This window comes from Mesorhizobium sp. AR07 (assembly GCF_024746815.1).
Taxonomy (GTDB): Bacteria; Pseudomonadota; Alphaproteobacteria; order Rhizobiales; family Rhizobiaceae; genus Mesorhizobium.
In genome coordinates this window covers 6,208,731-6,232,700 of record NZ_CP080525.1, presented here as the reverse complement: position 1 = coordinate 6,232,700, position 23,970 = coordinate 6,208,731, and the positions used below count along the sequence as shown (strand labels likewise).

The 23,970-nt window shown below is 62.9% G+C and carries 21 protein-coding genes and 1 riboswitch; of the genes, 13 read left to right on the top strand and 8 right to left on the bottom strand.

What is annotated here, in order from left to right:
* Nucleotides 1–154 precede the first annotated feature (154 nt).
* Nucleotides 155–1,795 (bottom strand): acyl-CoA synthetase, encoded by a 1,641-nt coding sequence (locus tag BPNPMPFG_RS30710; protein ID WP_258592299.1) that lies wholly within the window; start codon nt 1,793–1,795, stop codon nt 155–157.
* A gap of 156 nt (nt 1,796–1,951) precedes the next feature.
* On the opposite strand from BPNPMPFG_RS30710, the gene BPNPMPFG_RS30705 reads away from it, so the two are divergent.
* The 4 genes from BPNPMPFG_RS30705 to BPNPMPFG_RS30690 all read left to right on the top strand — a co-directional run bounded on the left by BPNPMPFG_RS30705 (nt 1,952) and on the right by BPNPMPFG_RS30690 (nt 5,705).
* On the top strand, nt 1,952–2,911 hold the full coding sequence (locus BPNPMPFG_RS30705) for a sugar-binding transcriptional regulator (protein ID WP_258592298.1): 960 nt from the start codon (nt 1,952–1,954) through the stop codon (nt 2,909–2,911).
* A gap of 92 nt (nt 2,912–3,003) precedes the next feature.
* Entirely contained in the window at nt 3,004–5,058 is a 2,055-nt protein-coding gene (locus BPNPMPFG_RS30700) for a bifunctional aldolase/short-chain dehydrogenase (RefSeq protein WP_258592297.1), read from the top strand.
* Nucleotides 5,059–5,173: 115 nt separating this feature from the next.
* Nucleotides 5,174–5,431: a type II toxin-antitoxin system RelB/DinJ family antitoxin gene (locus BPNPMPFG_RS30695; protein WP_258592296.1), complete on the top strand. Its 258-nt coding sequence runs from the start codon at nt 5,174–5,176 to the stop codon at nt 5,429–5,431.
* A 1-nt stretch (nt 5,432) separates the two neighbouring features.
* Complete coding sequence (locus BPNPMPFG_RS30690) at nt 5,433–5,705, top strand: type II toxin-antitoxin system YafQ family toxin (RefSeq protein WP_258592295.1); 273 nt, start codon at nt 5,433–5,435, stop codon at nt 5,703–5,705.
* Nucleotides 5,706–5,746: 41 nt separating this feature from the next.
* Here the strand turns inward: BPNPMPFG_RS30690 and BPNPMPFG_RS30685 are convergent, their stop codons facing one another.
* From BPNPMPFG_RS30685 to BPNPMPFG_RS30670, 4 genes are all read right to left on the bottom strand, one after another.
* Entirely contained in the window at nt 5,747–6,592 is an 846-nt protein-coding gene (locus BPNPMPFG_RS30685) for an acyl-CoA thioester hydrolase/BAAT C-terminal domain-containing protein (RefSeq protein WP_258596996.1), read from the bottom strand.
* Between the two features lie 102 nt (nt 6,593–6,694).
* Complete coding sequence (locus BPNPMPFG_RS30680; RefSeq protein WP_258592294.1) at nt 6,695–7,747, bottom strand: substrate-binding domain-containing protein; 1,053 nt, start codon at nt 7,745–7,747, stop codon at nt 6,695–6,697.
* A gap of 49 nt (nt 7,748–7,796) precedes the next feature.
* On the bottom strand, nt 7,797–8,792 hold the full coding sequence (locus BPNPMPFG_RS30675) for an ABC transporter permease (protein WP_258592293.1): 996 nt from the start codon (nt 8,790–8,792) through the stop codon (nt 7,797–7,799).
* Nucleotides 8,793–8,874: 82 nt separating this feature from the next.
* Nucleotides 8,875–10,386, bottom strand: a complete 1,512-nt coding sequence (locus tag BPNPMPFG_RS30670; protein WP_258592292.1) for a sugar ABC transporter ATP-binding protein — start codon at nt 10,384–10,386, stop codon at nt 8,875–8,877.
* Nucleotides 10,387–10,521: 135 nt separating this feature from the next.
* Here BPNPMPFG_RS30670 and mtnK point away from each other — a divergent pair, with 135 nt between their 5' ends.
* Nucleotides 10,522–11,793: an S-methyl-5-thioribose kinase gene (gene mtnK, locus BPNPMPFG_RS30665; RefSeq protein WP_258592291.1), complete on the top strand. Its 1,272-nt coding sequence runs from the start codon at nt 10,522–10,524 to the stop codon at nt 11,791–11,793.
* Nucleotides 11,790–12,884, top strand: coding sequence for an S-methyl-5-thioribose-1-phosphate isomerase (mtnA, locus tag BPNPMPFG_RS30660; RefSeq protein ID WP_258592290.1), 1,095 nt, complete (start codon nt 11,790–11,792; stop codon nt 12,882–12,884). Before mtnK ends, mtnA begins: the two co-directional genes overlap by 4 nt.
* Nucleotides 12,885–12,895: 11 nt before the next feature.
* Here the strand turns inward: mtnA and BPNPMPFG_RS30655 are convergent, their stop codons facing one another.
* Nucleotides 12,896–13,435, bottom strand: a complete 540-nt coding sequence (locus BPNPMPFG_RS30655; RefSeq protein ID WP_258592289.1) for an Lrp/AsnC family transcriptional regulator — start codon at nt 13,433–13,435, stop codon at nt 12,896–12,898.
* A gap of 48 nt (nt 13,436–13,483) precedes the next feature.
* Between BPNPMPFG_RS30655 and BPNPMPFG_RS30650 the strand changes: the two genes are divergently transcribed.
* The 4 genes from BPNPMPFG_RS30650 to fba all read left to right on the top strand — a co-directional run bounded on the left by BPNPMPFG_RS30650 (nt 13,484) and on the right by fba (nt 18,097).
* Nucleotides 13,484–14,662, top strand: coding sequence for an MFS transporter (locus BPNPMPFG_RS30650; RefSeq protein ID WP_258592288.1), 1,179 nt, complete (start codon nt 13,484–13,486; stop codon nt 14,660–14,662).
* Between the two features lie 277 nt (nt 14,663–14,939).
* Nucleotides 14,940–15,884, top strand: coding sequence for an IS110 family RNA-guided transposase (locus BPNPMPFG_RS30645; RefSeq protein WP_258590634.1), 945 nt, complete (start codon nt 14,940–14,942; stop codon nt 15,882–15,884).
* A gap of 289 nt (nt 15,885–16,173) precedes the next feature.
* Nucleotides 16,174–16,319, top strand: a riboswitch (FMN riboswitch).
* Between the two features lie 76 nt (nt 16,320–16,395).
* On the top strand, nt 16,396–16,869 hold the full coding sequence (locus tag BPNPMPFG_RS30640) for a 6,7-dimethyl-8-ribityllumazine synthase (RefSeq protein ID WP_258592287.1): 474 nt from the start codon (nt 16,396–16,398) through the stop codon (nt 16,867–16,869).
* 163 nt (nt 16,870–17,032) lie between these two features.
* Nucleotides 17,033–18,097 carry a class II fructose-bisphosphate aldolase gene (gene fba / locus BPNPMPFG_RS30635; protein ID WP_258592286.1) on the top strand — a complete coding sequence of 355 codons (1,065 nt, stop codon included), beginning with the start codon at nt 17,033–17,035 and terminating at the stop codon, nt 18,095–18,097.
* Between the two features lie 72 nt (nt 18,098–18,169).
* Here fba and ftsZ read toward each other — a convergent pair whose 3' ends face one another.
* Nucleotides 18,170–19,207: a cell division protein FtsZ gene (ftsZ, locus tag BPNPMPFG_RS30630; RefSeq protein ID WP_258592285.1), complete on the bottom strand. Its 1,038-nt coding sequence runs from the start codon at nt 19,205–19,207 to the stop codon at nt 18,170–18,172.
* A gap of 280 nt (nt 19,208–19,487) precedes the next feature.
* Here ftsZ and BPNPMPFG_RS30625 point away from each other — a divergent pair, with 280 nt between their 5' ends.
* Both BPNPMPFG_RS30625 and BPNPMPFG_RS30620 read left to right on the top strand, forming a co-directional pair.
* Nucleotides 19,488–20,627 (top strand): C45 family autoproteolytic acyltransferase/hydrolase, encoded by a 1,140-nt coding sequence (locus BPNPMPFG_RS30625; protein ID WP_258592284.1) that lies wholly within the window; start codon nt 19,488–19,490, stop codon nt 20,625–20,627.
* A gap of 175 nt (nt 20,628–20,802) precedes the next feature.
* Entirely contained in the window at nt 20,803–21,498 is a 696-nt protein-coding gene (locus tag BPNPMPFG_RS30620; protein ID WP_258592283.1) for a GntR family transcriptional regulator, read from the top strand.
* On the opposite strand, the gene BPNPMPFG_RS30615 is transcribed toward BPNPMPFG_RS30620, so the two are convergent.
* A complete protein-coding gene (locus BPNPMPFG_RS30615) occupies nt 21,499–22,311 on the bottom strand; it encodes a class I SAM-dependent methyltransferase (RefSeq protein WP_258592282.1) in 813 nt (270 codons plus the stop codon).
* A 296-nt stretch (nt 22,312–22,607) separates the two neighbouring features.
* Here BPNPMPFG_RS30615 and BPNPMPFG_RS30610 point away from each other — a divergent pair, with 296 nt between their 5' ends.
* Complete coding sequence (locus BPNPMPFG_RS30610; RefSeq protein WP_258592281.1) at nt 22,608–23,963, top strand: glutamine synthetase family protein; 1,356 nt, start codon at nt 22,608–22,610, stop codon at nt 23,961–23,963.
* Nucleotides 23,964–23,970: the final 7 nt, after the last annotated feature.

Below are 23,970 nucleotides of genomic sequence, written 5' to 3'. Positions count from 1 at the left end.
TTTTCATCACTCGTAAATTGAAATAGGCGACCTGTCAATGCGATTTCGACGTACTTGTACGATTGGTGACAGCTGGTGACATGCAATAGACGTCACGACGCGGCCGCAGGATGCGGGTCCCTGAAAATATTTTCGCGAGAGGCAGTCGGAGACGTCAGGCGACCTTGGCCATTTCCCGCAGCCGGAATTTTTGGATCTTGCCGGTCGAGGTCTTCGGGATTTCGGCGAAGATCACCGCCTTCGGCACCTTGAAGCGGGCAAGCAGCCCCCGGCAGTGCTCGATGATCTCGGCCTCGGTCGCCACCTTGCCAGGCTTCAGCTCGACATACGCTATGGGCACCTCGCCCCATTTGTCGTCGGGTCTGGCAACGACACCGCAGGAGGCAACCGCAGGGTGCTTGTAGAGCGCATCCTCGACCTCGATCGACGAGATATTCTCGCCGCCGGAGATGATGATGTCCTTGGAGCGGTCCTTGAGCTGGATGTAGCCATCGGCATGCATGACGCCGAGATCGCCGGAATGGAACCAGCCGCCGGCAAAGGCCTCGTCGCTGGCCTTGCGGTTCTTGAGATAGCCCTTCATGACGATGTTGCCGCGGAACATCACCTCGCCAATGGTCTCGCCATCAGCCGGCGTCGTCCGCATCGTCTCGGGGTCCATGACGGTCAGGCCTTCAAGGGCCGCGTAGCGCACGCCCTGCCGTGCCTTCTTGGCGCTGCGCTCCCCTTTTTCGAGATCGTCCCATTCGCCGTGCCATTCGTTGACGACCGCCGGGCCATAGGTCTCGGTCAGGCCATAGAGATGGGTGACGGCAAAGCCGGCATCGGCCATGCCGGACAGCACGGCTTCCGGTGGCGGAGCAGCCGCGGTGTTGAAGGTGACGGTCTGCGGGAATTCGCGCTTGTCCTCGTCCTTCGCATTGATCAGCACCGACATGACGACCGGCGCGCCGCACAGATGGGTGACGCCCTGATCGGCGATGGCGTCGTAGATCGGCTTCGGCCGCACCCAGCGCAGGCAGACATGAGTGCCGGCCTGCACGGCGAGCGTCCACGGGAAGCACCAGCCATTGCAGTGGAACATCGGCAGGGTCCACAGATAGACGGCGTGCTTGGCCATGCCGGCGTGGATGGTGTTGGTGTAGGCCATCAGGGCAGCACCGCGATGGTGATAGACGACGCCCTTCGGGTTGCCTGTCGTGCCGGAGGTGTAGTTGAGCGAGATGGCGTCCCACTCATCGTCGGGCATCGACCAGGCGAAATCCTCATCGCCGCCAGCGACGAAGTCCTCATAGTCGAGCGTGCCTATGCGCTCGCCCTTCGGATAGGGTGCGTCGGCGGCGTAGTCGGGATCGTCATAGTCGATGACCAGCGGCTTGACCTTGGCCAGTTCCAAGGCCTGCTTGACGACGCCAGAGAACTCGCGGTCGACGATCAGTATCCTGGTCTCGGCATGGTCGAGCTGGAAGGCGATGACCGCCGCATCGAGGCGGGTGTTGAGCGAATGCAGCACCGCCTTGGTCATCGGCACGCCGAAATGCGCCTCCAGCATCGGCGGCGTGTTGGACAGCATGACGGTGACGGTGTCGCCCTTGCCGATGCCGCGCTTCTGAAGGGCCGAGGCAAGCTTCAACGATCGCTGCCAGAACGTGCGATAGTTCATGCGCTGGCGGCCATGGATGATGGCGATATGGTCGGGATAGGTCTTTGCCGCGCGCTCCAGATAGGTGAGCGGCGTCAGCGGCTGATGGTTGGCCGCGTTCTTGTCGAGGTCCCGCTCGTAAGGATTGCCCATCCCGTGCTCCCATTCCTATAGAAGACTTCTAACCACAGGCTCGCGCTGGCGTCATCCCCCGTCAAACTGCCAAACCGCTACGATCCGCATGCGGGATACATTCAGCAAGTTTGACTTTTGTCGAAGGCCGTGAATAATGTCAGCCGAGGAGACGGCATGGCGATCCGACCGGCAGAACAGCTCATCCACAAGGCCGCCTGGCTCTACTATGCGCATGGCCTGCGGCAGGACCAGGTGGCGAGCCAGCTTAACATTTCCCGCGCCTCGGTCGCCATGTATCTGCGCAAGGCGCGCGAAACCGGCATCGTCAACATCTCGACCTCGACCCAGCTCTTCACCGACGACGTTCTGGCGCGCAAGATCGAGGATGCGCTGAGCCTCGACGCCGTCTGGATCGCCCCGGAAAACATCGCCGACCCTTCGACGGAAATCGCCGTTCTGGCGGCCAGCGTCTTTCTCGAACTGGTCAAGAAGGGCGATCGCATCGGCGTCGCCTGGGGCCGCACCGTCTACACCATCGCCGACATCATGTCCTATGCCGACCTGCAGGATGTCACCGTGGTGCAGCTGTGCGGCAATCTCGGCGCGCCCTACTCCTACCGGCCCGACCAGTGCACGATGGAGATCGCGCGGCGGCTCAACGCCAAGGGCCTCAACTTCTACGCGCCGCTGGTGCTGTCGACGGAAGAGCTGGCGCGCGCGCTGCGTGCCGAACCGGTGATCCGCGAGCAATTGTCCGGCGTCGGTGAATGCGATCTCGCCCTGTACTCGGTCGGCGCGGTCGACGCCGACAGCCATCTGGTCAAATGCGGCGCGCTGACAGCAAGTGAAATGGCGGAGCTGCGCAGCCGAGGCGCTGCCGGCGTCATCGCCGGACAGATCATCGACGCCGACGGCAAGGTGCTCGACTGCAGCTACAACCGCCGGGTGATCTCAGCCGAACTTGCCTCGCTGCGCGCCATCGCCAGGCGCCTGATGGTCGTGCAGGAGGACAGCAAGTTCGAACCGCTGCTGGCGGCGATCGCGGGCGGACTTTGCACGCATCTGGTGATTGGCGCACGCATGGCGCAGCGACTGCTGGATCATGCAGCTGCCACGACAGAAAAGGCCTCGTAGGAAAGCACAAATTTCCGCCGCCGGCGCATTGTCATCAAAGCGTCGCGGCATTCCTGTTTCACCATCAAAGACAGCAACCGGACGAAACGAACATGAAGAACCTGTGGAACGACGACGCAGCCGAGAAACTCGTTGCCGACTATGCAAAGAAGGGTGTCGGCCGCGACCTGGCACTGCGCGTCTACACGACCCGGCTGCTTGGCGGCGAGCCACGACTGGTCCTGCATGGCGGCGGTAACACGTCCTGCAAGACGACGGCCACCGATCTCGTCGGCGACCAATGGGATGTGCTGTGCGTCAAGGGCAGCGGCTGGGACATGGGTGTCATCGAGCCGCAGGGCCTGCCGGCGGTCAAGCTCAAGCCGCTGCTCAAGGCGCGCGCGCTCAACAGACTGGCCGACGAGGACATGGTTGCGCTGCAACGCGTCAACCTCATCGACCCGTCATCGCCCAACCCCTCGGTCGAGACGCTGCTGCATGCCTTCCTGCCGCACAAATTCGTCGACCACACGCATTCGACCGCCATCCTGGCCATCGTCGACCAAGAGGACAGCAAGCCGCTGGTGAAGACGGTGTTCGGCGCGAAGATGGGTTATGTGCCCTACATCATGCCCGGCTTCGACCTCGCCAAGGCGGCGGCCGATATTTTCGACGCCGATCCGACGGTCGAAGGCCTGATCCTCGACAAGCATGGCATCTTCACCTTCGGCGACGATGCCAGGCAGGCCTACGACCGGATGATCCACTATGTGAATGTCGCCGAGGCGTACATCGCTGGGAACGCCAAGCCGCAAGCGGCGAAGGCGGCGTTGCCGGCAAAGCTCGCGACACCGGCGGCCATTGCGCCGACGCTGCGCGGCGCCGTCGCGGTGGCACGCGGCGAAGGTCGCTTCGACCGCATGATCAGCGACTTCCGCACCTCGGACGCAATCGTCGACTTCATCAATTCGGCTGAGATTGCCGACTATGCCGGACGTGGTGTTTCGACCCCCGATTTGTCGATCCGCATCAAGACCGGGCCGATGGCGCTGCCGGCGCCCGATGCCGACAAGATCGGCGAGTACAAATCCGTGATCGAGGATCACGTTGAGGCCTTCGCCAAGGATTATCGAGCCTATTTCGAAACCAACGATGCGCTCGACGACGTCAAGCGCACCATGCTCGACCAGATGCCTCGGCTGACGCTGGTGCCGGGCCTCGGCATGTTCGGCCATGGCCGCACGCTGAAGGATGCCAGGATCGCCTCCGACGTCGGTGAGATGTGGATCGAGGCGGTGCGTGGCGCCGAGGCGGTCGGCCGTTTCCATCCTCTCTCCAAGGCCGACCTGTTCCCGCTGGAATACTGGTCGCTGGAACAGGCCAAGCTCGCCTCCAACAAGCCGAAGCCGCTGACCGGCCAGGTGGTGCTGATCACCGGCGGCGCCGGCGCAATCGGGGCCGCGACAGCAAAACTGTTCGCCGACAATGGCGCGCATGCGGTCGTCGTCGATCTCGACGCCGACAAGGCTGCCGAGGCGGCAAAGAAGGCCGGTAACAACTCAATCGGCGTCGCCGCAGATATCACCGATCCGGCACAGGTGCGCGCCGCCTTCGACAGAGCGGTCGCCGTGTTCGGCGGCGTCGACATCCTGGTGTCCAATGCGGGTGCTGCCTGGGAAGGCCGGATCGGCGAGCTCGACGATACGCTCCTGCGCAGGAGTTTCGAACTCAATTTCTTCGCCCACCAGTCGGTGGCGCAGAATGCCGTGCGCATCATGCTCGAACAGGGTACCGGCGGCGTGCTTTTGTTCAACACCTCCAAGCAGGCGGTCAATCCGGGTCCGAAGTTCGGCGCCTATGGCGTGCCGAAGGCGGCGACGCTGTTCCTGTCCAGGCAATACGCGCTCGACTATGGCGCGCACGGCATCCGCTCCAACGCCGTCAACGCCGACCGCATCCGCTCGGGTCTTTTGACCGACGCCATGATCGCCAGCCGTTCGGGCGCGCGTGGCGTCTCGGAGAAGGAATACATGTCCGGCAATCTGCTCGGCCAGGAAGTGACGGCGCAGGATGTGGCGCAGGCCTTCCTGCATCAGGCGCTGGCCGAACGGACCACCGCCGATGTGACGACGGTTGACGGCGGCAACATCGCGGCGGCGCTGCGGTAGCTGCGACTGCGCCACGGGAAAGCCAGACTTTTCGAATAAGTTTGCGCGAGAACCAAAGGGCTTGCGCAGCTGGTCGCCTGTAGCTACATTGTGGCTTGCTAAGAGGAGTCACGAAATGGCAACGGATACCGTGGTCCGCGCTCGGATCGATACGGCGACAAAGGATCAGGCAACGGAAGCCCTGGCGGCAATGGGATTGTCCATTTCCGACGCCATCCGCCTGCTGCTGGTCCGTGTCGCTGCCGACAAGGAATTTCCCTTTCAGGTGAAGGTGCCTAACGCAACCACTCGAAAGGCCATGGCCGAATTGGAAGAAGGCAAGGGCAAGCGTTTCGCCTCGGCCGATGAGCTGTTCAAGGATTTGGGTCTCTGATGTGCTGACGCCTGTTCGCTCCGGGCAATTCCGTCGCGACGTGAAACGTGCGGAGAAGCGTGGCAAAGACCTTGGTAAATTACGCGAGCTGCTCGGCCTTCTGATTGCCGAAGATGAGTTACCGGCGAGTTATAAAGATCACCCTCTGAAAGGAGATTGGAAAGGCTATCGTGACGCGCACATAGAACCGGACTGGCTCTTGATCTATCGTGTGGCCCCCGACGAACTGCAGCTTGCCCGCACCGGCTCCCATTCCGATCTGTTCAATGAGTGAAGACACCACGTGCCGCCAAGTGCGCAGACACTGAACGGCAGCTACAGCAGTTCCCGAATGCCTTCCCAAGCCTTTCTGCCCAGCCTTGAATCGGCCTCGTCATTGCCGCCGTGCGCATGCATTGTCGAACGTGGTGTGTTTTCGCCTGGCAAGAGAATGCGGTGTCCCGCATCCGGCGACGAGATGAGATGTGTGACCTTACCTGCCTTGTCTCGCCGTCGGACGATATCCGTCGCGAACGATAGGGAGGGCCACAGCGCATCGTCGCCACCCGCGACAAGCAGAATCTCGGCCGATGCGGTCTCAACGGGGATAGCCGCCGCCTTGGCTTCCCGCTTGGAGATTTTCAAACAGTGTTCGAAAAGCCCCCTGTAGGCCACCAGGCCATCCACGTATTCTGGTGCCCAGTTCGGATCTGTCGGCACAAACGGCAAGGGGATACGGTTGAGAGACCAAGAAGATCGTTCGGGCCAACTGACGCCATCCCGGCCCGCGCCGATATTTCCCCAGACCACCGATGACGGGCTGATGGCGACCACGGCGCTGATCCGCTGGTCATGGACGGCCGCAAGCAATGAGGCCTCGGCACCCTTGGATGTACCGACATAGACGATGCGACGGCATCCCGTTTCGAGCAGATAACCGGTTGCCGCGAAGAACATTTCGAGGGGAATCTCACAGATTCCGGGAATCTGGCCCTCACCGCCAAACCACCGCAGCGCCAAGGCCGAGGTACCCTCGTCTGCAAAGAGCCTCGCGCGCCCAACATCGACGCGGCCACTCGATCCACCCAACACCACGACGCCCGTGGTGGCCTGCGGGCATCGGAACAATTTTCCAGCGACGGCGCCGGACAGGTTTTCTTCGATTGCCGTCTGCACTTCCATATACGAACCGAACCTTAGGGACGGAATCTGCAATCCGGCTCCAATATTCGGCAAAAAGGCCGCCTGCAACAAGCTGCTGCAAGCGGCCCTCGGGAGCGAAACCTACTTCGCGTTCGGGTTCGGCATCCAGGCCGGCATCGCGACATCGGCATGGGCGAACTGCGGCAGCTTGGCCGACAGGTCTTCCATGTTCTTGATGTCCTTGTCGATGAGGTCCTTCTGGGTGATCAGCGTCGGCGGCACGACGACGTTGTGGCCGGGGTCTTCACCGGCGAGCAGCTGTGCCAGCGCACGCACCGAGACCTGGCCGACGACGGCCGGGTTGGTGGCGGCGGTCGCCGCCCAGGCGCTGTCAGGCTCACGCATCGCGGCGATGTCGGACGTCGAGATATCGGCCGAATAGATCTTGATGCCCTTGTTCAGGCCCGCCTCGTCGACGGCGATCTTCACGCCCTTGGCGAATTCGTCATACGGCGCGAACATCACCTTGATCTCGGGATGGGCCGACAGCACCGAACGCGCCTGGTTGGCGACGGAGTTGGCGATCGGATTGTCGAGCGTGCCGAACATCGCGACTTCGTTGATGCCGGCATGCTTCTTCTTGACGTCGACCCAGGTCTCGTTGCGGCGGTCGAGCGGCGCGATGCCGGCGACGTAGACATAGCCGGCCTTCCAGCTCTCGCCATTGTCCTTGACCGCCTGTTCGAGGGCCAGGCGAGCCAAGTCGCGGTCGGATTGTTCGATCTGCGGGATCTTGGGGTTTTCGACATTGACGTCGAAAGCCACAACCTTGATGCCGGCATCGACCGCGCGCTGGGCGGCGTCCTTCATCGATTCCGTCAGGCCGTGCTGGATAATGATGCCCTGCACGCCAAGCGCGATGGCCTGGTCGACCATGTCGGACTGAAGCGCGGCGTCCTGTCGGCTGTCGAGCACGCGCAGGTCGACGCCGAGCGCCTTCGACTGCGCCTCGACGCCGGAGAGATAGGCCTGGAAGAAGTCGCCGGTCGAGAGATAGCGCACCAGCGCGATCTTGACGCCGGGCTTGTCGAACGGCGCCGGCTTGTCCGCGGCCAGCGCCGGGACCTGCATCAGCATGGTTGCGCCGGCCAGTCCGAGCGCTGCCTTCCCCAGAAGTCTTCTTGTGATGTTCACTTCGTTTCCTCCACTCTTGTTGAAACCCAAAACCTGTCCCGGTCGAAAGCTACCTCCTGCCCCTGCCCGAAAGGGCAAAGGTGAAGACAAGGGCGACGACCAGAACCACGCCCTTGACGAAATCCTGCGTGTAGTAAGGCGCGTTCATCATCGTCAGGCCCTGCAGCAAGATGCCGACGAACAGCGCGCCGACGGCGGTGCCGAAGGCGTTCGGCTTGGCGGCGCCGAGCACCGCGTAGCCGATGAGCGCCGCGGCGACAGCGTCGAGCAGCAGATTATTACCCGAGGCGATATCGCCGCGTCCAAGTCGGGCGGCGAGCAAAATGCCGCCGATCGAGGCAAAAACTCCTGAAATGACGTAGGCCCAGATCTTGTATGCCTTGACAGGCGCACCGGCGAGTTCGGCGGCCCGCTCGTTGCTGCCGACGGCATACATCATGCGGCCGAACCGCGTGTATTCGAGGAAGAACCAGATCAGCGCGGCGAGCACGAGCAGCACCACGACCGACACCGGAATGAGGTTCGGGATGAAGAAGTCGAAGCGGTGGCGACCGAGCGCCAGGAAGGCATCGGAGAACTTGCCATTGGCGACCGAACCGTCCGGCATCGTCATGCCGGTGGCGATCGAGCGGCCTTCGGTCGGGATGCGTTGCAGGCCGACCAGCAGGAACATCATGCCGAGCGTCGCCAGGAGATCGGGCACGCGCATATAGACGATCAGCCAGCCATTGATGAGACCGACAATGGCGCCGATGAGCAGGCAGACGACGACCGCGATAAAGGCGTTCTGCTCCAGCACCACCATGACATAGGCGGCCGCCATCATGGCCGATGTGGCGACCGAGCCGATCGACAGGTCGAAACCGCCGACGACCAAGGTCGCGGTGACGCCGAGCGCCAGCACGCCGGTAATGGCGACCGACTGGAAGATGAAGACGGCACTTTGCGGCGAGACAAAACCGTCGGCGGCGGTCGCGAAATAGGCGACGAGCCCGAACAAGAGGACGATGAAGCCGTAGCGGATGGCATGGTCGCGCAGCGTCATTCAGCGCTCCCGCGCGCCGCTGCGATTTTTACCCAACTCGAACCCATCATCTCTCCATTCCAATTCCTATCCAACGCCGCACTCAGGCGGCGCTGTGCAGCGGCCCGCCGGCGACTTCGGCCAGCAGGCGGTCGAGATCGACGTCGGCGTTGCGGTGCTCGCCGACGATGGTCTGCTCGGACATGACCAGGATGCGGTCGGCCGTCTCCAGCGCCTCGTCGAGTTCGGTGACGAACAGCATCGTCGCGCGGCCACTGGCGCTTGCTCGCAACTTGGCGGCGATGTCGCGCCTCGCCGAAATATCGACGCCCTGAAACGGTTCGTCGAGAATGAACAGTTTTGCATTCTGCGCCATCCAGCGGGCGACCATCACCTTCTGCTGGTTGCCGCCGGAAAGTGCCGCCATCTCGTCCTTCTCGGAGCGGCAGACGATGCCCAGTTCTTCGATCTGCCGGCGCGCGGTGGCGCGCTCCAGACGGCGCCTGAGAACGGCGAAACGCGACATCCGCTTGTGAAACGGCAGGCTGATGTTTTCCTGGATATTGAAGCCGCCGACGATGCCGTTTTCGCCGCGGTCCTTGGCGACGAGAAACACGCCGGCGGCGATCGCCTCGCCCGCCGATTGCGGTGAATAGGGTTTGCCATTCAACGTCATGGTGCCGGCGAGCGGCCTGCGCACGCCAAACAGCGTCTCGGCGAGCGCCGTCTTGCCGACGCCGACGAGGCCGGTGATGGCAACGACCTCGCCGTCGCCGAGCGTCAGCGAGATCGGCTTGGCGCCCTGCGCAATGCGCAGGCCTTCGACCGCGAGGACGGCGTTGGCCGAGTCCCTGACCACGATCTGGTCGAGATGGATCTTGCGGCCGAGCATGGCGTTGACCGCGCCTTCATAGTCGAGCGGTTTTCTGTCGAAAATGCCTGAGATCATCCCGTCCCGCATCGAGATGATGCGATCGGCCAACCGCCTGATGTCAGACATACGATGCGAGATGTAGAGGATCGCCACGCTTTGCTGGCGCAACCGGTCGAGCAGGGCGAACAGCCGATCGGCTTCAGCGCTGGACAATGAGGAGGTCGGTTCGTCCAGAATGAGCACCTTCGGCTGGTGCGCCATGGCCCGCGCAATCGCCACCATCTGGCGGTCGGCCAGCGAAAGATCGCTGACGCGCGCTTTGAGATCGATGGCCAGGCCCATGCGGTCGGCAACGGCCTTGGCCTCGCGGCGCACGCGGGCTGGATTGAACAGGAACGGGACGCCGCTGCCGCTCAGCCGGTCTAGCGTCAAATTGGTGGCGACGTCGAGATCGGCGACGACACCATCATTGATGTTCTGATGCACGGTGACGACGCCGGCGCGGATCGCTTCCGCCGGTGTGTTCGGCACGAAATCCTGACCGGCGAGGCCCATGGTGCCGCCACCGCGTTCGTAGACGCCGCTGATGATCTTGACGAGGGTGGATTTGCCGGCGCCGTTGGCGCCCATCAGCACGGTCACTTCGCCGGCATGCAGTTCAAGCGAGACGCCACCAAGCACCTCGTTGCGGCCAAAGGATTTCCTCAGCCCCTCTGCGCGGAACACGGCATCGCCGATCATGCGTTCCTCCCTGACACGACGCTATGGGCTACATCGGCAATTGTCAACACGATTGACAATTGCCAGATCGCTTCCTAGCTTGGCCCGGCAGCCATGCCTCCGTTATGTTCGGAGTGCATATGCGGGAGGATGACGATGACTGGGAAATTGCAGTTCGAAGCACTATCGGTCGAGACGCTCCCGGCCCGCCTTGGCGCCAACGAAGCGTTGCGCGCGAAGATCGGCAAGGACACGAGCGCCTGGAAGGTCCGCGAGGTCGGCGACGGCAATCTCAACCTGGTGTTCATCGTCGAGGGCGCCAGCGGTGCGGCTGTCGTCAAGCAGGCCCTGCCCTATGTCCGCCTGGTCGGGGACAGCTGGCCGCTGCCGCTCAAGCGCTCCTTCTTCGAATACCACGCGCTGACCCGGCAACAGGCGCGCGCGCCCGGCTCGGTGCCGGCCATCTACCATTTCGACGAAGGCCAGGCGCTGATCATCATGGAATATCTGTCGCCGCACATCATCCTGCGGCGGGCGCTGATCGAAGGCCGGCAATTGCCGAACATTGCCCGGGATATCGGCCTGTTCATGGCCCGCACCCTGTTCCGAGGCTCCGACCTGCATATGGCGGCCAAGGACCGCAAGGCCGATCTGGCGCTGTTCGCCGACAATGTCGAACTTTGCGACATCACAGAGAGCCTGGTGTTCTCCGACCCCTATTTCGACGCCAAGATGAACCGGCATACCTCGCCGCAACTCGACGGTATCGTCGCGCAGTTGCGTGCCGACCGTGATCTCAAGGTCGAGGCGCAGCGGCTGAAGCATATCTTCGCCGCCAATGCCGAAACGCTGCTCCATGGCGACCTGCATTCCGGCTCGATCATGGTCACCGACAGCCAGACCCGAATGATCGATCCGGAGTTCGCTTTCTACGGTCCGATGGCCTTCGATGTCGGCATGCTGCTCGCCAATTTCTGGATGTCCTTCTTCTCGCAGCGCGGCCACGAGCAGAAGGCAAAGCGCGACGCCATGCGTGCCTATCTGCTCGAGGTGACCGTCGAGACCTGGGTCGTGTTCCGCGCCGAGTTCTCGCATCTCTGGCGCACCGAGCGGAGCGGCATGCTCTACCAGAAAAGCCTGTTCGAGGATCAGGGCGACAGGCTTGGCGCCGAACAGGCGCTCGACCATGTGCTGCACCAGATGTGGACCGACCTGCTCGGCTTTGCCGGCATCGAGGTCCACCGGCGCATCCTCGGCCTCGCCCACAATGCCGATTTCGAGACCATTGCCGATGAGGATTTGCGCGCCAGTTGTGAGGCGAAGGCGCTGAAATTCGGCCGCCACCTCGCTGTCAACCGGCGCCAGATCCACAGCATCGACGAGGTCAATACCCTGGCCGCGCTGATCGAACAGGAGAGCAGCATTTGAACGTCGGCGATCGCCACTATCGCACCATCTGGCTGAGCGACGACGGGCGTTCGGTGGAGATCATCGACCAGCGCTGGCTGCCGCATGACTTCCGCATCGAGAAGATCGGCAGCGTGGCCGGCATCGCCACCGCGATCCGCGACATGTGGGTGCGCGGCGCGCCGCTGATCGGCGTCACAGCAGCCTGTGGCGTCGCCATGCAGATGGCGCACGATCCGTCGGATGCCGCGCTCGATGCCGTGTGGGAGACCCTGCACGAGACGCGGCCGACCGCGATCAATCTGCGCTGGGCGCTGGATGGGATGCGGCGCTTCCTCAAGCCGCTGCCAACAGAACAACGCGCCGAAGCCGCGTACCAGCGCGCGGCTGAAATCGCCGATGAGGATGTCGGCCTCAACCGCGCCATTGGCGAGAATGGCCTTGCCATCATCAAGGCGATCGCAGCGGGCAAGCAGAAGGGCGAGCCTGTCAACATCCTGACCCACTGCAATGCCGGCTGGCTGGCAACCGTCGACTACGGCACCGCCACCGCGCCGATCTATCTGGCGACCGAGGCCGGCATTCCGGTCCACGTCTATGTCGACGAGACGCGGCCGCGCAACCAGGGTGCGCAGCTGACCGCCTGGGAGATGGCCGGCCACGGCGTGCCGCACACGCTGATCGTCGACAATGCCGGCGGCCATCTGATGCAGCGTGGCGAGATCGACATGGTCATCGTTGGCACCGACCGCACCACCGCCGATGGCGATGTCTGCAACAAGATCGGCACCTATCTCAAGGCGCTTGCCGCCGCCGACAATGGCGTGCCGTTCTATGTCGCGCTGCCGTCGCCGACCATCGACTGGACGGTGCATGACGGGCTGGCCGAGATCCCGATCGAGCAGCGCTCCCCCGACGAGGTGTCGCTGGTCTGGGGCAAGACCACCGCCGGCGAGATCGCCCAGGTGCGGATCTCGCCCGAGGCGACGCCCGCGGCAAACCCGGCCTTTGACGTGACACCGGCGCGACTGGTCACCGGCCTGATCACCGAACGCGGCATCGCCAAGGCGTCGCGCGAGGGCCTGAAGGCGATGTTTCCCGAGCGCGGCTAACGAACCCAACGCTAATAGAGCGGCTTGGCCATGTGCTTGGGCGTTGGCCAATGCGCGGTGACGCCGGGCTGCACCGGCCGTTCGAGATAGGTCGACAGCACCACATAGCTGCGCGTCGAGGTGACGCCCGGCGTTTCGTAAAGGCGCGACAGCAACCCTTCGAGCGCTCTGGTGTCCTCGGTGCGGACCTTGAGCAGCATGCAGGTGTCGCCGGCGACGGTGTGGATTTCCTCGACTTCCGGATACTGCGAAACCGCCATCAGTTCCGGGGTCTTTCCCCAACCCTTGGTGTCGATATGCACGAAGGCCAGCAGCGGCTTGCGCACCGCGTTGGGATCGATGATGGCCGCGGTGTTGCGGATGGCGCCGCTGCGCCGCAGGCGCTTGACGCGCTCATGCGCCGCTGGCGGCGAAAGGCCGCCACGCTCGCCGAGTTCGGCATAACTGACCGTCGCATCGTCGACCAGGACGCCTAATATCTTTCGGTCGATTGCATCGACATCACGGGGCGCAGGCTTGTTCCGCAGAATGCTATCTGTTTCTTCATCCATATCGAAACTCCCGATTGATGCTGAATAAAATACGGCCATTATGATCTTATGTCGAACACTGATCAAGTTGCACCATTGGCCGCGAACCCCCAGGCGCCGATCCCGGCTCTCGCCTATCTCCTGACCGGATGCATCGCCGTGATCGGCTCGAACTCGCTTGTGCTGGGTCCGATAGCACCGGCCGTGGCCTCGTCGTTCGAGACAAGCGTGCCGGTCGTCATGATCGCGGCGGCCGCGTTCGGCCTCGGCACCTCCGCGAGCGCCCTGTTCCTGGCACGCTATATCGACCGGATCGGCGCCCGCCGGATGCTGCAGGGCGCATTGCTGTTGCTGGCGATAGCCCTTGTCGCCAGCGCCGTGGCGCCGACGGTCGCGGCGCTGGTCGTGGCCCAGTCCGTCGCCGGCATCGCTGCCGGTATCGCCATGCCTTCGATCTATGCGAGCGCGGCGGCCATCGCGCCGCCGGGTCGTGAGAGCGGCACGATCGGCGTCGTACTGACCGGCTGGACCTTGAGCATGGTGGCCGGCGTCTCGCTGTCGGCCGTGCTTGCCGATCTGGTGCATTGGCGCGCCGTGTTCGCAGCGGTCGCGCTGTTTGCAATGCTTGCCCTGGCCTGCCTCACGATGACGTCGCTGAGCGACGTCAGGAAGAGCGGCCCGGCGCCTACGCCACTGGAGGCGCTCGGCATTCCCGGCATCGTGCCGCTGCTGATCGCCTGCGCTGCCTTCATGACCGCGTTCTACGGTGTGTATGGCTATCTCGGCGATCACCTGCACAGCGGATTGGGCAAACCGGTGAGCGCCAACGGCTGGGCGGCACTTGCCTATGGCGTCGGCTTCGGCACGGCTGCTCTCCTCGACGGCGTGATCGATTGGCTGGGCGCGCGGCGTGTCATGCCTTTCGCCTATCTTCTTGTCGCAGTGGTCTATGTCGCGATTGCAGTGGCCAGCGGCAGTTTCGGCCTGACCATCGCCATGATCGCGGTCTGGGGACTGGCCAACCACTTCGGCCTGAACGTCCTGGTGATGCGCCTGTCGGCGCTCGATCCATCAAGGCGCGGCACGATCATGGGCCTGAATAGCGCGGTGACCTATCTGGCGGTCTTTGTCGGCACCACCGGCTTCGGGCCGCTTTATGCCAGCTTCGGTTTTGCCACCTGCGCGATGGTCGCGGCATTGCTGATGCTGGTGGCCGCCTCGGCGGCGGCATGGCGCACGGCCAATTGACAGACTGTATTGGCCATCCGTCTTTCAGGGCAATCGCTTCAGGCTTCAAATTCGCCCGTCACCTTTTACGGGCGCTGGCGCCGCCCCTTGTGTGTTTGGAATATGCATAATGGAGGGTGCCACGAACCGGTGGATGTTCCGGTTCGTGGCGGCGGTCGAGAGCCCGTCGCCCCTCAGGTGGCCTAAACCGTAGGTGAGCTGGGGCCCGACCGCCTTCTTTGTGAACCCGAACAGTTGCAAGGGGCAAGCCCCCGCACACAAGGAAGGGATTGAGGAGATGGCTGAAGAGACGGTTCAGGACGTCGGTATTGACGTCGCCAAGTGGTGGCTCGATGTGTCGGTGTTTCAGACGCTAGAACGAGCCCGTTTCGACAACGACAAGGACGGCTGGGCCGAGCTGATCAAGTGGCTGACGGGTCGCAATGTGCGCGCCATCGGCATGGAGCCGAGCGGCGGCTATGAGCGCGGTGTGGCCAAGGCGCTGCGCAAGGCGAACCTGCCGGCCAGGAACGTCAATCCGCACAAGCTGCGCCACTATGCCCGCGCCCTTGGCCGGCTGGCCAAGAACGATCGCATCGATGCGCTGCTGATTGCGCGCTACACCGCCGAACTGCCGACCCGGCCGGTGCGCTGTGACCCAATCGCCGAGCAACTCGCCGATCTGGTCGTTGCCCGCAGGCAGCTCAGCGACGACAAGGTCAGCCTCGCCAACCAGCTCGAGCAGATACGCGAGCCGACGGTCAAGCGCATGTTCACCCGGCGGCTGCGGCGCATCGAGCTCGATATCGCTCTGCTTGCCAAACGGATGGCCGAACTCGTCGCCAGCCAGCCAGCGCTCGCGGCCAGGGATCGCCTGATCCAGTCCTTCTGCGGTGCCGGCCCAGTGTTCAGCCACACCGTGCTTGCTCTGGCTCCCGAGATTGGTGAGGCCTCGCGACGAGAGATCGCAGCCCTTGCCGGCCTCGCGCCCTACGACTTCGACACCGGCACTTTCCGAGGCAAGCGCAGCATCTGGGGTGGCCGTCATGACGTGCGCAGGGTGGTCTACATGGCAGCACTCACCGCCAGTCGCTCCAATCCTGTGCTCAAGGCTTTCCATCAGCGCCTCATTGCAAACGGCAAGGCGCCGAAAGTCGCTCTCATCGCCGTCGCGCGAAAGATACTGACCATCCTCAGTGCCATGATCCGAAACAACGAACCGTGGAACCCAGCCCGACCCTGACAAACACAGTTGCTCACCTGCCTGCCGGCATCCTCTCCCCGTATAGTGACGGGGAGAGGGGCACTCTCATCGACGGTTTCGCCAATCGCCAGCATCGCAAGAAGGGCGCTGAGGTTGCGGCCAGTTACTTTCTCCCCGTCACTATACGGGGAGAAATGCCCGGCAGGGCAATGAGGGGCGGCGCTGACTTCGGCGATTGACGGTCTCCTGTCGTTGGTCTGGAGCGATTTCCCTGATCAGTCTTTCACCCAGTTGACAGCGGCGCCCTGCCCTTCCATACAAACGGCGTTAATGTTCTCAGGGCGGGGTGAAAGTCCCCACCGGCGGTAAGGGTTTCGGCCCAAGCCCGCGAGCGCTCTCCGGTTGTCGGAGAGGTCAGCAGATCCGGTGTGATTCCGGAGCCGACGGTTACAGTCCGGATGGAAGAGAACGAGCGAAAGACGGACCGCCCAGGCGGGCCGGATTTCGTATCGTGCGTCCTGATTCTGGTTCGAAACGGAAGGATGGACCCATGAATCAGCATTCCCACAAAGACTATGAAACGACCCGCATCGCCGTCATTCGCGCGCGCTGGCATGCCGACATCGTCGACCAGTGCGTGCAGGCCTTCGAGGCTGAACTTTCCGCGCTCGGCGGCGAACGCTTCGCCGTCGATGTCTTCGATGTGCCCGGCGCCTACGAAATTCCGCTGCACGCCAAGACCCTGGCCGGGACCGGCCGCTATGCCGCGATTCTCGGCACCGCGTTCGTCGTCAATGGCGGCATCTATCGGCATGAGTTCGTGGCGAGTGCAGTCATCGACGGCATGATGAACGTGCAACTGTCGACCGGTGTGCCGGTGCTGTCGGCGGTGCTCACCCCGCTCAATTATCATGACAGCGCTGAACATCACCGCTTCTTCTTCGAGCACTTCACCGTCAAGGGCAAGGAAGCGGCCAATGCCTGCGTGCAGATCCTGGCGGCGCGGGAACAGATCGCGGCCTGAGATCAGCAAGCCGCCGGATTTCAGCCCTGCAACAAGAATTGCGGTCGACAAGGCCTCTGAAGGTTGCGGTTGACCTGAAATCCGGCCAGAAGCATCAGCGGGCCGACCGGCGATCGGCCGGCCCGCGACGTTGCGCTTGAAACCAGATACGGGAGACTATTGGGTGGCTCGCATAACACTGAGACAATTGCTCGACCACGCCGCCGAATACGGCTACGGCGTGCCCGCTTTCAACATGAACAACATGGAACAGGGCCTCGCCATCATGGAGGCCGCCGAAGAGACCAAATCACCGGTCATTCTGCAGGCGAGCCGTGGGGCTCGCGCCTATGCCAATGACGTGGTGCTGGCCAAGCTGATCGACGCGCTGGTCGAAATCCACCCCGACATCCCGGTCTGCATGCATCTCGACCATGGCAACAACGAAGCCACCTGCGTCACCGCGATCCAGTATGGCTTCACGTCGGTGATGATGGACGGATCGCTGAAGGAAGACGGCAAGACACCAGCCGACTACACCTACAATTCCGGCATCACGCGGCGCGTCGTTGACATGGCGCATTGGGGCGGCGTTTCGGTGGAAGGCGAGATCGGCGTGCTCGGCTCGCTGGAGAGCGGCGGGGGCGAGCAGGAAGACGGCCACGGCGTCGAAGGCGCGATCAGCCACGACCAGCTCTTGACCGACCCGGTGCAGGCGGTTGAGTTCGTCAAGGACACCCATGTCGACGCGCTGGCGGTTGCCATGGGCACCAGCCACGGCGCCTACAAATTCTCGCGCAAGCCCGACGGCGCGGTGCTGGCCATGAACGTCATCGAGGAGATCCACCGCCGGCTGCCGAACATGCATCTGGTCATGCACGGCTCGTCCTCGGTGCCGGAGGATCTGCAGGAGATCATCAACAAATATGGCGGCCAGATGAAGCCGACCTGGGGCGTGCCGGTCGAGGAGATCCAGCGCGGCATCAAGCATGGCGTGCGGAAGATCAACATCGACACCGACAACCGCATGGCGCTGACCGGCGCGATCCGCAAGGTGCTGACCGAGAACCCGAGCGAATTCGACCCGCGCAAATATCTAACGCCGGCGATGGCCGCGATGCGCAAGCTGTGCAAGGAGCGCTTCGAGCAGTTCGGCACCGCCGGCAACGCGCAGAAGATCAAGCCGCTGCCGGTCGCCGAAATGGCCAAGCGCTACAAGTCGGGCAGTCTCGATCCGAAGTTCGGCTGAGCTGTCTGACGCAATTTTTCCTTCTCCCCTGGTGGGAGGAGGGAAAGAGGCGCTGGCCGGATCGAATACGCGCTACTGAAGCGTCCGCGCTGGCGGTTGGCCGACATGGTCGCGCGCAATGCCGGCATCGGCATCCTCTGCCCCAAACGAACGGTCGAGCCCCGTCGCCACCACCGAGACCCTGAATCGGCCTTCCATGCTCTTGTCGAAGATCGCGCCGACGATGATGTCGGCGTCCTCGTAGACTTCCTCGCGGATACGGGTCGCGGCCTCGTCGACCTCGAACAAGGTCATGTCCCTGCCGCCCGAGATCGAGACCAGGACGCCCTTGGCGCCCTTCATCGACACCTCGTCGAGCAGCGGATTGGCGATCGCGGCTTCCGCCGCCTTCATCGCCCTGCCCTCGCCGGACGCCTCGCCGGTTCCCATCATGGCGCGGCCCATGTCGCGCATCACCGATTTGACGTCGGCGAAGTCGAGATTGATCAGGCCCTCCTTGACGATGAGGTCGGTGATGCAGCTGACACCGGAATAAAGCACCCGGTCGGCGATGACGAACGCATCGGCGAAGGTGGTCTTGGCATCGGCGATCCTGAACAGGTTCTGGTTGGGGATGACGATCACCGTGTCGGCGCTCTCGCGCAGCCGCTCGATGCCCTCTTCGGCCATCTGCATGCGGCGCCGGCCCTCGAAGGCGAAAGGCTTGGTGACGACACCCACCGTCAGGATGCCGGCCTTGCGCGCCGCTTGCGCGATGATCGGCGCAGCGCCGGTTCCCGTGCCGCCGCCCATTCCGGCGGTAACGAAGCACATATGCGTGCCGGCCAGATGATCCATGATCTCGTCGAGCGATTCCTCGGCCGCGGCGCGGCCGATCTCGGGAAGCGATCCGGCGCCCAATCCTTCGGTGACGTGAGCGCCAAGCTGGATCAGCCGCGTTGCCTTCGACATGGTCAGCGCCTGCGCGTCGGTGTTGGCGGCGATGAACTCGGTCCCCTGAAGCTGCTCCACGATCATGTTGTTGACGGCGTTGCCGCCGCCGCCGCCGACGCCGATAACGGTGATCTTGGGCCTCATCTCGGAGATTTCGGGCTTCTTGAACTCGGCCATGCCTGCTTCTCCTTCGCCAATTGCGCGCGCTTCACGACCCACCCGCAGATTGCCTTTGGGACATTGCAATCGAGCGGCATGACGCGAATCAGTCCGTTGCGATGGGTAGCTCAAAAAGCCAGAGAGCGGCCAGAGGTGCAAGTGCGCGCGAGGTCAAGATTTGTGATGATGGTTTTGCACAACGTGGCATAGACGCTCGGCGCAGGTGCTGGCGAAGCAGCGCCTCGGCCCATAGAATGCACTACGATCGATCTCAGCAGCAAATTCGAGGGCCCCTTCCATGATCGCAGTTATGCCATTTCCGCTTGTCGATGTGAGCGGAACACCTTCTGAGCGCGGCAAGGCGTACGGCGAACAGGCGCGCGGGCGCATCCATGCCTCCGTGGCTTTGTATGCCGCGCAGCTTGACAAATTCGGCTTCGGCGAGAGCGATGTCGAGCGCTTCAGCGGCATATTCCTGCCCCGCCTTCGGCAATGGGCGCCCGACCTTGTCGAGGAAATGGAAGGGATCGCCGCCGGCGCCAATGTCGGCCTCTCCTCGATCCTGCTGGTCAACGCCCGCACCGAAATCCTGCAACTGGCCAAGCGCGAGAAGGGCATTTCCGACGACGAGCCGGATGGCTGCACGGGTGCCGTGATCCTGCCGGAGGCGACGAAGGCCGGCCGGCTGATCCATGGCCAGAACTGGGACTGGCGCGCCGAATGCGCCGAGACCTCGATTGTCCTGCGTGTGCGGCGCAGCGATGGGCCTGACCTCCTCACCTTCACCGAGGCCGGCGGACTGGCGCGCAGCGGCTTCAACTCGGCCGGTATCGGCATCACCGCCAACTATCTGGAATCGGATCGCGACTACCGCGAGATCGGCATTCCCCTGCCCTTCATCCGTCGCCGCGCGCTGGAGGCGCGGCATTTCGCCCATGCCATTAAGGTGGTGGCGACGACGCAAAAATCCGGCTCCAACAACATGATCCTGAGCACGGCCGAGGGGTTCGCGGTCGACTTCGAATGCGCGCCGGACGAAGCCTTCCCGATCTATCCCGACAACGATCTGATCGTGCACGCCAATCACTGGCAGAGCCCGGTCGCCCTGTCGAAGCTGCGCGAGACTGGCCTGAGCGACGTGCCGGACAGCCTTTATCGCGACTATCGGGTGCGCCGGCATCTCACCGCGCGGCATGGCGACATCACCGTCGATGACCTCAAGCAGGCGCTGTTCGACGATTTCGCCGCGCCGCTCAGCGTCTGCCGGCCGGCACTCCGCAAGGAAGGCGGCAACCTCTCGGCAACGGTGGCGATGATCATCTTCGAGCCGGCCAGCGGGGTCATGGAAATCGCACCGCTGCCGGCCGAGAACCGCGACTTCACGCGCTACGCGCTGACAATGGACGAAACGGTTCTGGAAAAGGCGAAAAAGCGGTAGCCAGCGGCAAAGGCCGTATTGCCAACACGGCTTGCGGCGTTGCGATCGATGCGTCTATCATGCTGGCCAAGAAATCGCTGACAACGGCCACACCGCGTTCAGTGAGCAAACAATGACTAGCGGCGGATTTGGCCAGCTGCGTAGATTTCAGAACGAATGAAGTAGCGCGCCGCCAATGGACAGAACACAATTCGGGTTGACAGCCGTCGACACCGTCCCCTTGCATGAGAAAGTCTATCTGGAGCTCGTCAGAGCCCTGATGTCCGGCCAGTTCTTGCCTGGCCAGAAGCTGACCTCGCGAAAACTTGCCAAGGAACTCGGCACAAGCGACATGCCGGTGCGCAGCGCCTTCATGCGGCTGCAAGCGCTGCGGGCGCTCAGCCCGATGCCGAACGGCAGCGTGGAAGTGCCGGTCATTTCGGCCGAACGGTTTTCGCAGCTGACCGCCGTGCGGACGATCCTCGAAGGCTCGGCGACCGAACTGGCGACAAAGCTCATCAACGGCAACAATCTGCGCACGATCCGGCGCCACTGCACCGACCTGACCTTGGCGGCCCGCAAGGGCGATATCGACGACTATCTCAGGAAGAACTACGACTTCAAATTCTCGATCTATCGCCATTGCGGCAATGAGCAGATGATCTTCCTGATCGAGACCGTGTGGATGCAGGTCGGCCCATTTCTGCGGAACCTGGCCATGGGCTTCGAGGACGATCTCGCCTCCATTCTCGACATCGACTATCACGAGGAAGTCGTGGCTGCGATCGAGGCCCAGGACGGGGAGCGCGCGCGCGCGGCCATCGTCCGTGACATCGACGAAGGCGCGACGCATATCCTTCAGCAGGCCCGGTTTCCGGAAACGAGAAGCTAGTTAGACCGCAGCCATGATTACGTGGGCCTGAATTTTGGCGGCAACCTCGCCACGGCCATGTCTGTCTGCAATCGCGGATGCGGCGTAGTCGGTTGCAGCTTCCAGTCCTCCCGCGCCTCTGGCCTCGATTTCGTTGCGAAGAACCGTTCCCTGACAATAGGCAACGGCCGGAAGGCGCGGCGAAGATGCGCGACTTTGCTCGGCTCTCGTCTCGATCACGACGCGGGAGAAGCCTGCGTCCTCCAACTCGCTACGGATCAGTGCCGTATCGTGGTAGCCGTGTGGCGTGCGTGCCAAAAAGCGCGGCGGATCGTTCGGAAAAATCCTTGCGAGAGCATTCGTCACATCATTGGCAAATACATTCTCCTCGATGCGATCCCATACGTTGAATAAGAAATGTCCTCCGGGCTTCAGGACCCGCTTTGCTTCGCGGTAGGCAGATAGGCGGTTAGGAAAGAACATCGCGCCGAACTGACAACAAACGAGATCGAAGGCCGCATTTTCAAACGGCAGCGCCAAAGCGTCCGCCTGGCGCCATTTGATGCGACTGTCAGGAGCTTGTCGCGAAGCCGCGTGGTCGAGCATCGGCTGGTTGAGATCGGTTACGATATAGCTTGCACCGGGCGACAGTTTTGGCGCCAGTGCGCGCGTGACGACACCGGTGCCCGCGGCGATTTCCAAGACGGCACCTGGCGACAGGGACGCCGCCCGTTGCGCAAGATCCGCCGCGAACGGTTCGAAAATCAACGGCACCATATAGCGGTCGTAGTTTTCCGGAATCGAGCCCGTGAACACCTGGTCCGTTTCCAACATTGCCACCACCCGCCGTCCGTTTGATAGTTCGCGAGACTAGCACAAAACCGCACGAGTGCGCTGGGCCACGGCAGTCCAAATGCCACTTGGCTTTCCATCGTCTTGCCTCTATGTTGCGATCGCAGATCGCGAAATTGGTTTTGAAATGCCTCCCGACATCCCAGCTAGTGACTTGAAAAAATAAAGAAAACCTCCGGCGATAGTCGGGGTTCGGTTTTCGAAAACTCACAAGCTATCTTTACCAGGACAGTGTAGCCGGTCAGGCTGCGGCACTTTCAAAAACCAGAGGTTAGAAATTGAGCGATGCAATTGCGGACGTTTTGAACTGGCTTGAAAGCAGAAACGACATCCAGAGCCTGAGGGCAGCGGTGTGCGACCTCAACGGTGTCATGCGCGGCAAGCGCATCCCGGTCGAGCAGGCGCGCAAGGCGCTGGAAGGCAAGCTGCGCATGCCTTACTCCCTGATCGGCCTCGACATCTGGGGCGAAGACATCGAAGGCAACACGCTGGTTTTCTCGACGGGCGACGCCGACGGACTTTGCCAATGGACGGGGCGCGGCATTCTTCCGGTGGCCTGGACGGCGCATCCGACGGCGCTTGTCCCGCTCTGGCTCGCCGATGAAACCGGCGCGCCCTATCTTGGCGATCCACGGCGGGCGCTGGCCCGCATTCTCGATCGCTACAAGGCCCTGGGTTTGACCCCGGTCGCGGCGACGGAACTCGAATTCTATCTGGTCGATCCGCAGTCGCAGCGGCCGGTCGGACCGGTCTCACCGGTCACCGGGCGGCGGCTCGATTCCGATGCCGCGTTGTCGATCGACGAGATCGACGACTTCGAATCCTTCATCCACGATGTCTACGAGGCCTGCAGGACACAAGGCATTCCCGTCGACACAGCCATCGCCGAAAATGGCGTTGGCCAGTTCGAGATCAATTTGAACCATGTCGCGGACGCCCTGCGCGCCGCCGACGATGCCGTGTTGTTCAAGCGCACGGTGAAGGGCATCGCCCGCAAGCACGGCTTCGCCGCCTGTTTCATGGCCAAGCCGTATGGCGACCGCGCCGGCAATGGCTTTCACGTCCATTTCAGCCTGACCGACGCCGAGGGGCGCAACGTGTTCGACGACGGCACGGATCAGGGCTCGGAAATCATGCGCCATGCGGTTGGCGGCCTTCTCGCGGCGATGGCCGAAAGCACGCTGGTGTTCGCACCGCATTTCAATTCATACCGCAGGCTGCGTCCGAGGTCCTACGCGCCGACCGCTGTCGCCTGGGGCTACGAGAACCGCATGGTCGCGATCCGCATTCCCGGCGGCCCGACCGGCGCGCGCCGCATCGAGCACCGCGTTTCGGGAGCGGATGCCAACCCCTATCTGGTGCTTGCCGCCATATTGGGCGCGGCGCTGATCGGCATTGAAAGACAGTTGCCGCCCGGCGATCCGACCGGGAGCGACGGGCAAGGGCTTGTGCCGGCCAAGCTGCCGCCGGACTGGGCGTCCGCGATCGCCGCCTTTGAAAGCGGGACACATGTGGCGGAGATCTTTCCGGCAATCTTGCGCGACTCTTTCATCGCCTGCAAACGCCAGGAGTTGAACACGTTCGCCCTCAATGTCAGCGACTTCGAGATCGAGACCTATCTCGAAAGCGTTTGAGGCACGA

Excerpts from the sequence above, each read along its gene's own strand:
- BPNPMPFG_RS30710 (WP_258592299.1), bottom strand. The coding sequence starts at position 1,795 with ATGGGCAATCCTTACGAGCGGGACCTCGACAAGAACGCGGCCAACCAT.
- BPNPMPFG_RS30705 (WP_258592298.1), top strand. The coding sequence starts at position 1,952 with ATGGCGATCCGACCGGCAGAACAGCTCATCCACAAGGCCGCCTGGCTC.
- BPNPMPFG_RS30700 (WP_258592297.1), top strand. The coding sequence starts at position 3,004 with ATGAAGAACCTGTGGAACGACGACGCAGCCGAGAAACTCGTTGCCGAC.
- BPNPMPFG_RS30695 (WP_258592296.1), top strand. The coding sequence starts at position 5,174 with ATGGCAACGGATACCGTGGTCCGCGCTCGGATCGATACGGCGACAAAG.
- BPNPMPFG_RS30685 (WP_258596996.1), bottom strand. The coding sequence starts at position 6,592 with ATGGAAGTGCAGACGGCAATCGAAGAAAACCTGTCCGGCGCCGTCGCT.
- BPNPMPFG_RS30675 (WP_258592293.1), bottom strand. The coding sequence starts at position 8,792 with ATGACGCTGCGCGACCATGCCATCCGCTACGGCTTCATCGTCCTCTTG.
- BPNPMPFG_RS30670 (WP_258592292.1), bottom strand. The coding sequence starts at position 10,386 with ATGATCGGCGATGCCGTGTTCCGCGCAGAGGGGCTGAGGAAATCCTTT.
- mtnK (WP_258592291.1), top strand. The coding sequence starts at position 10,522 with ATGACTGGGAAATTGCAGTTCGAAGCACTATCGGTCGAGACGCTCCCG.
- BPNPMPFG_RS30655 (WP_258592289.1), bottom strand. The coding sequence starts at position 13,435 with ATGGATGAAGAAACAGATAGCATTCTGCGGAACAAGCCTGCGCCCCGT.
- BPNPMPFG_RS30650 (WP_258592288.1), top strand. The coding sequence starts at position 13,484 with ATGTCGAACACTGATCAAGTTGCACCATTGGCCGCGAACCCCCAGGCG.
- BPNPMPFG_RS30645 (WP_258590634.1), top strand. The coding sequence starts at position 14,940 with ATGGCTGAAGAGACGGTTCAGGACGTCGGTATTGACGTCGCCAAGTGG.
- BPNPMPFG_RS30640 (WP_258592287.1), top strand. The coding sequence starts at position 16,396 with ATGAATCAGCATTCCCACAAAGACTATGAAACGACCCGCATCGCCGTC.
- ftsZ (WP_258592285.1), bottom strand. The coding sequence starts at position 19,207 with ATGGCCGAGTTCAAGAAGCCCGAAATCTCCGAGATGAGGCCCAAGATC.
- BPNPMPFG_RS30625 (WP_258592284.1), top strand. The coding sequence starts at position 19,488 with ATGATCGCAGTTATGCCATTTCCGCTTGTCGATGTGAGCGGAACACCT.
- BPNPMPFG_RS30620 (WP_258592283.1), top strand. The coding sequence starts at position 20,803 with ATGGACAGAACACAATTCGGGTTGACAGCCGTCGACACCGTCCCCTTG.
- BPNPMPFG_RS30615 (WP_258592282.1), bottom strand. The coding sequence starts at position 22,311 with ATGTTGGAAACGGACCAGGTGTTCACGGGCTCGATTCCGGAAAACTAC.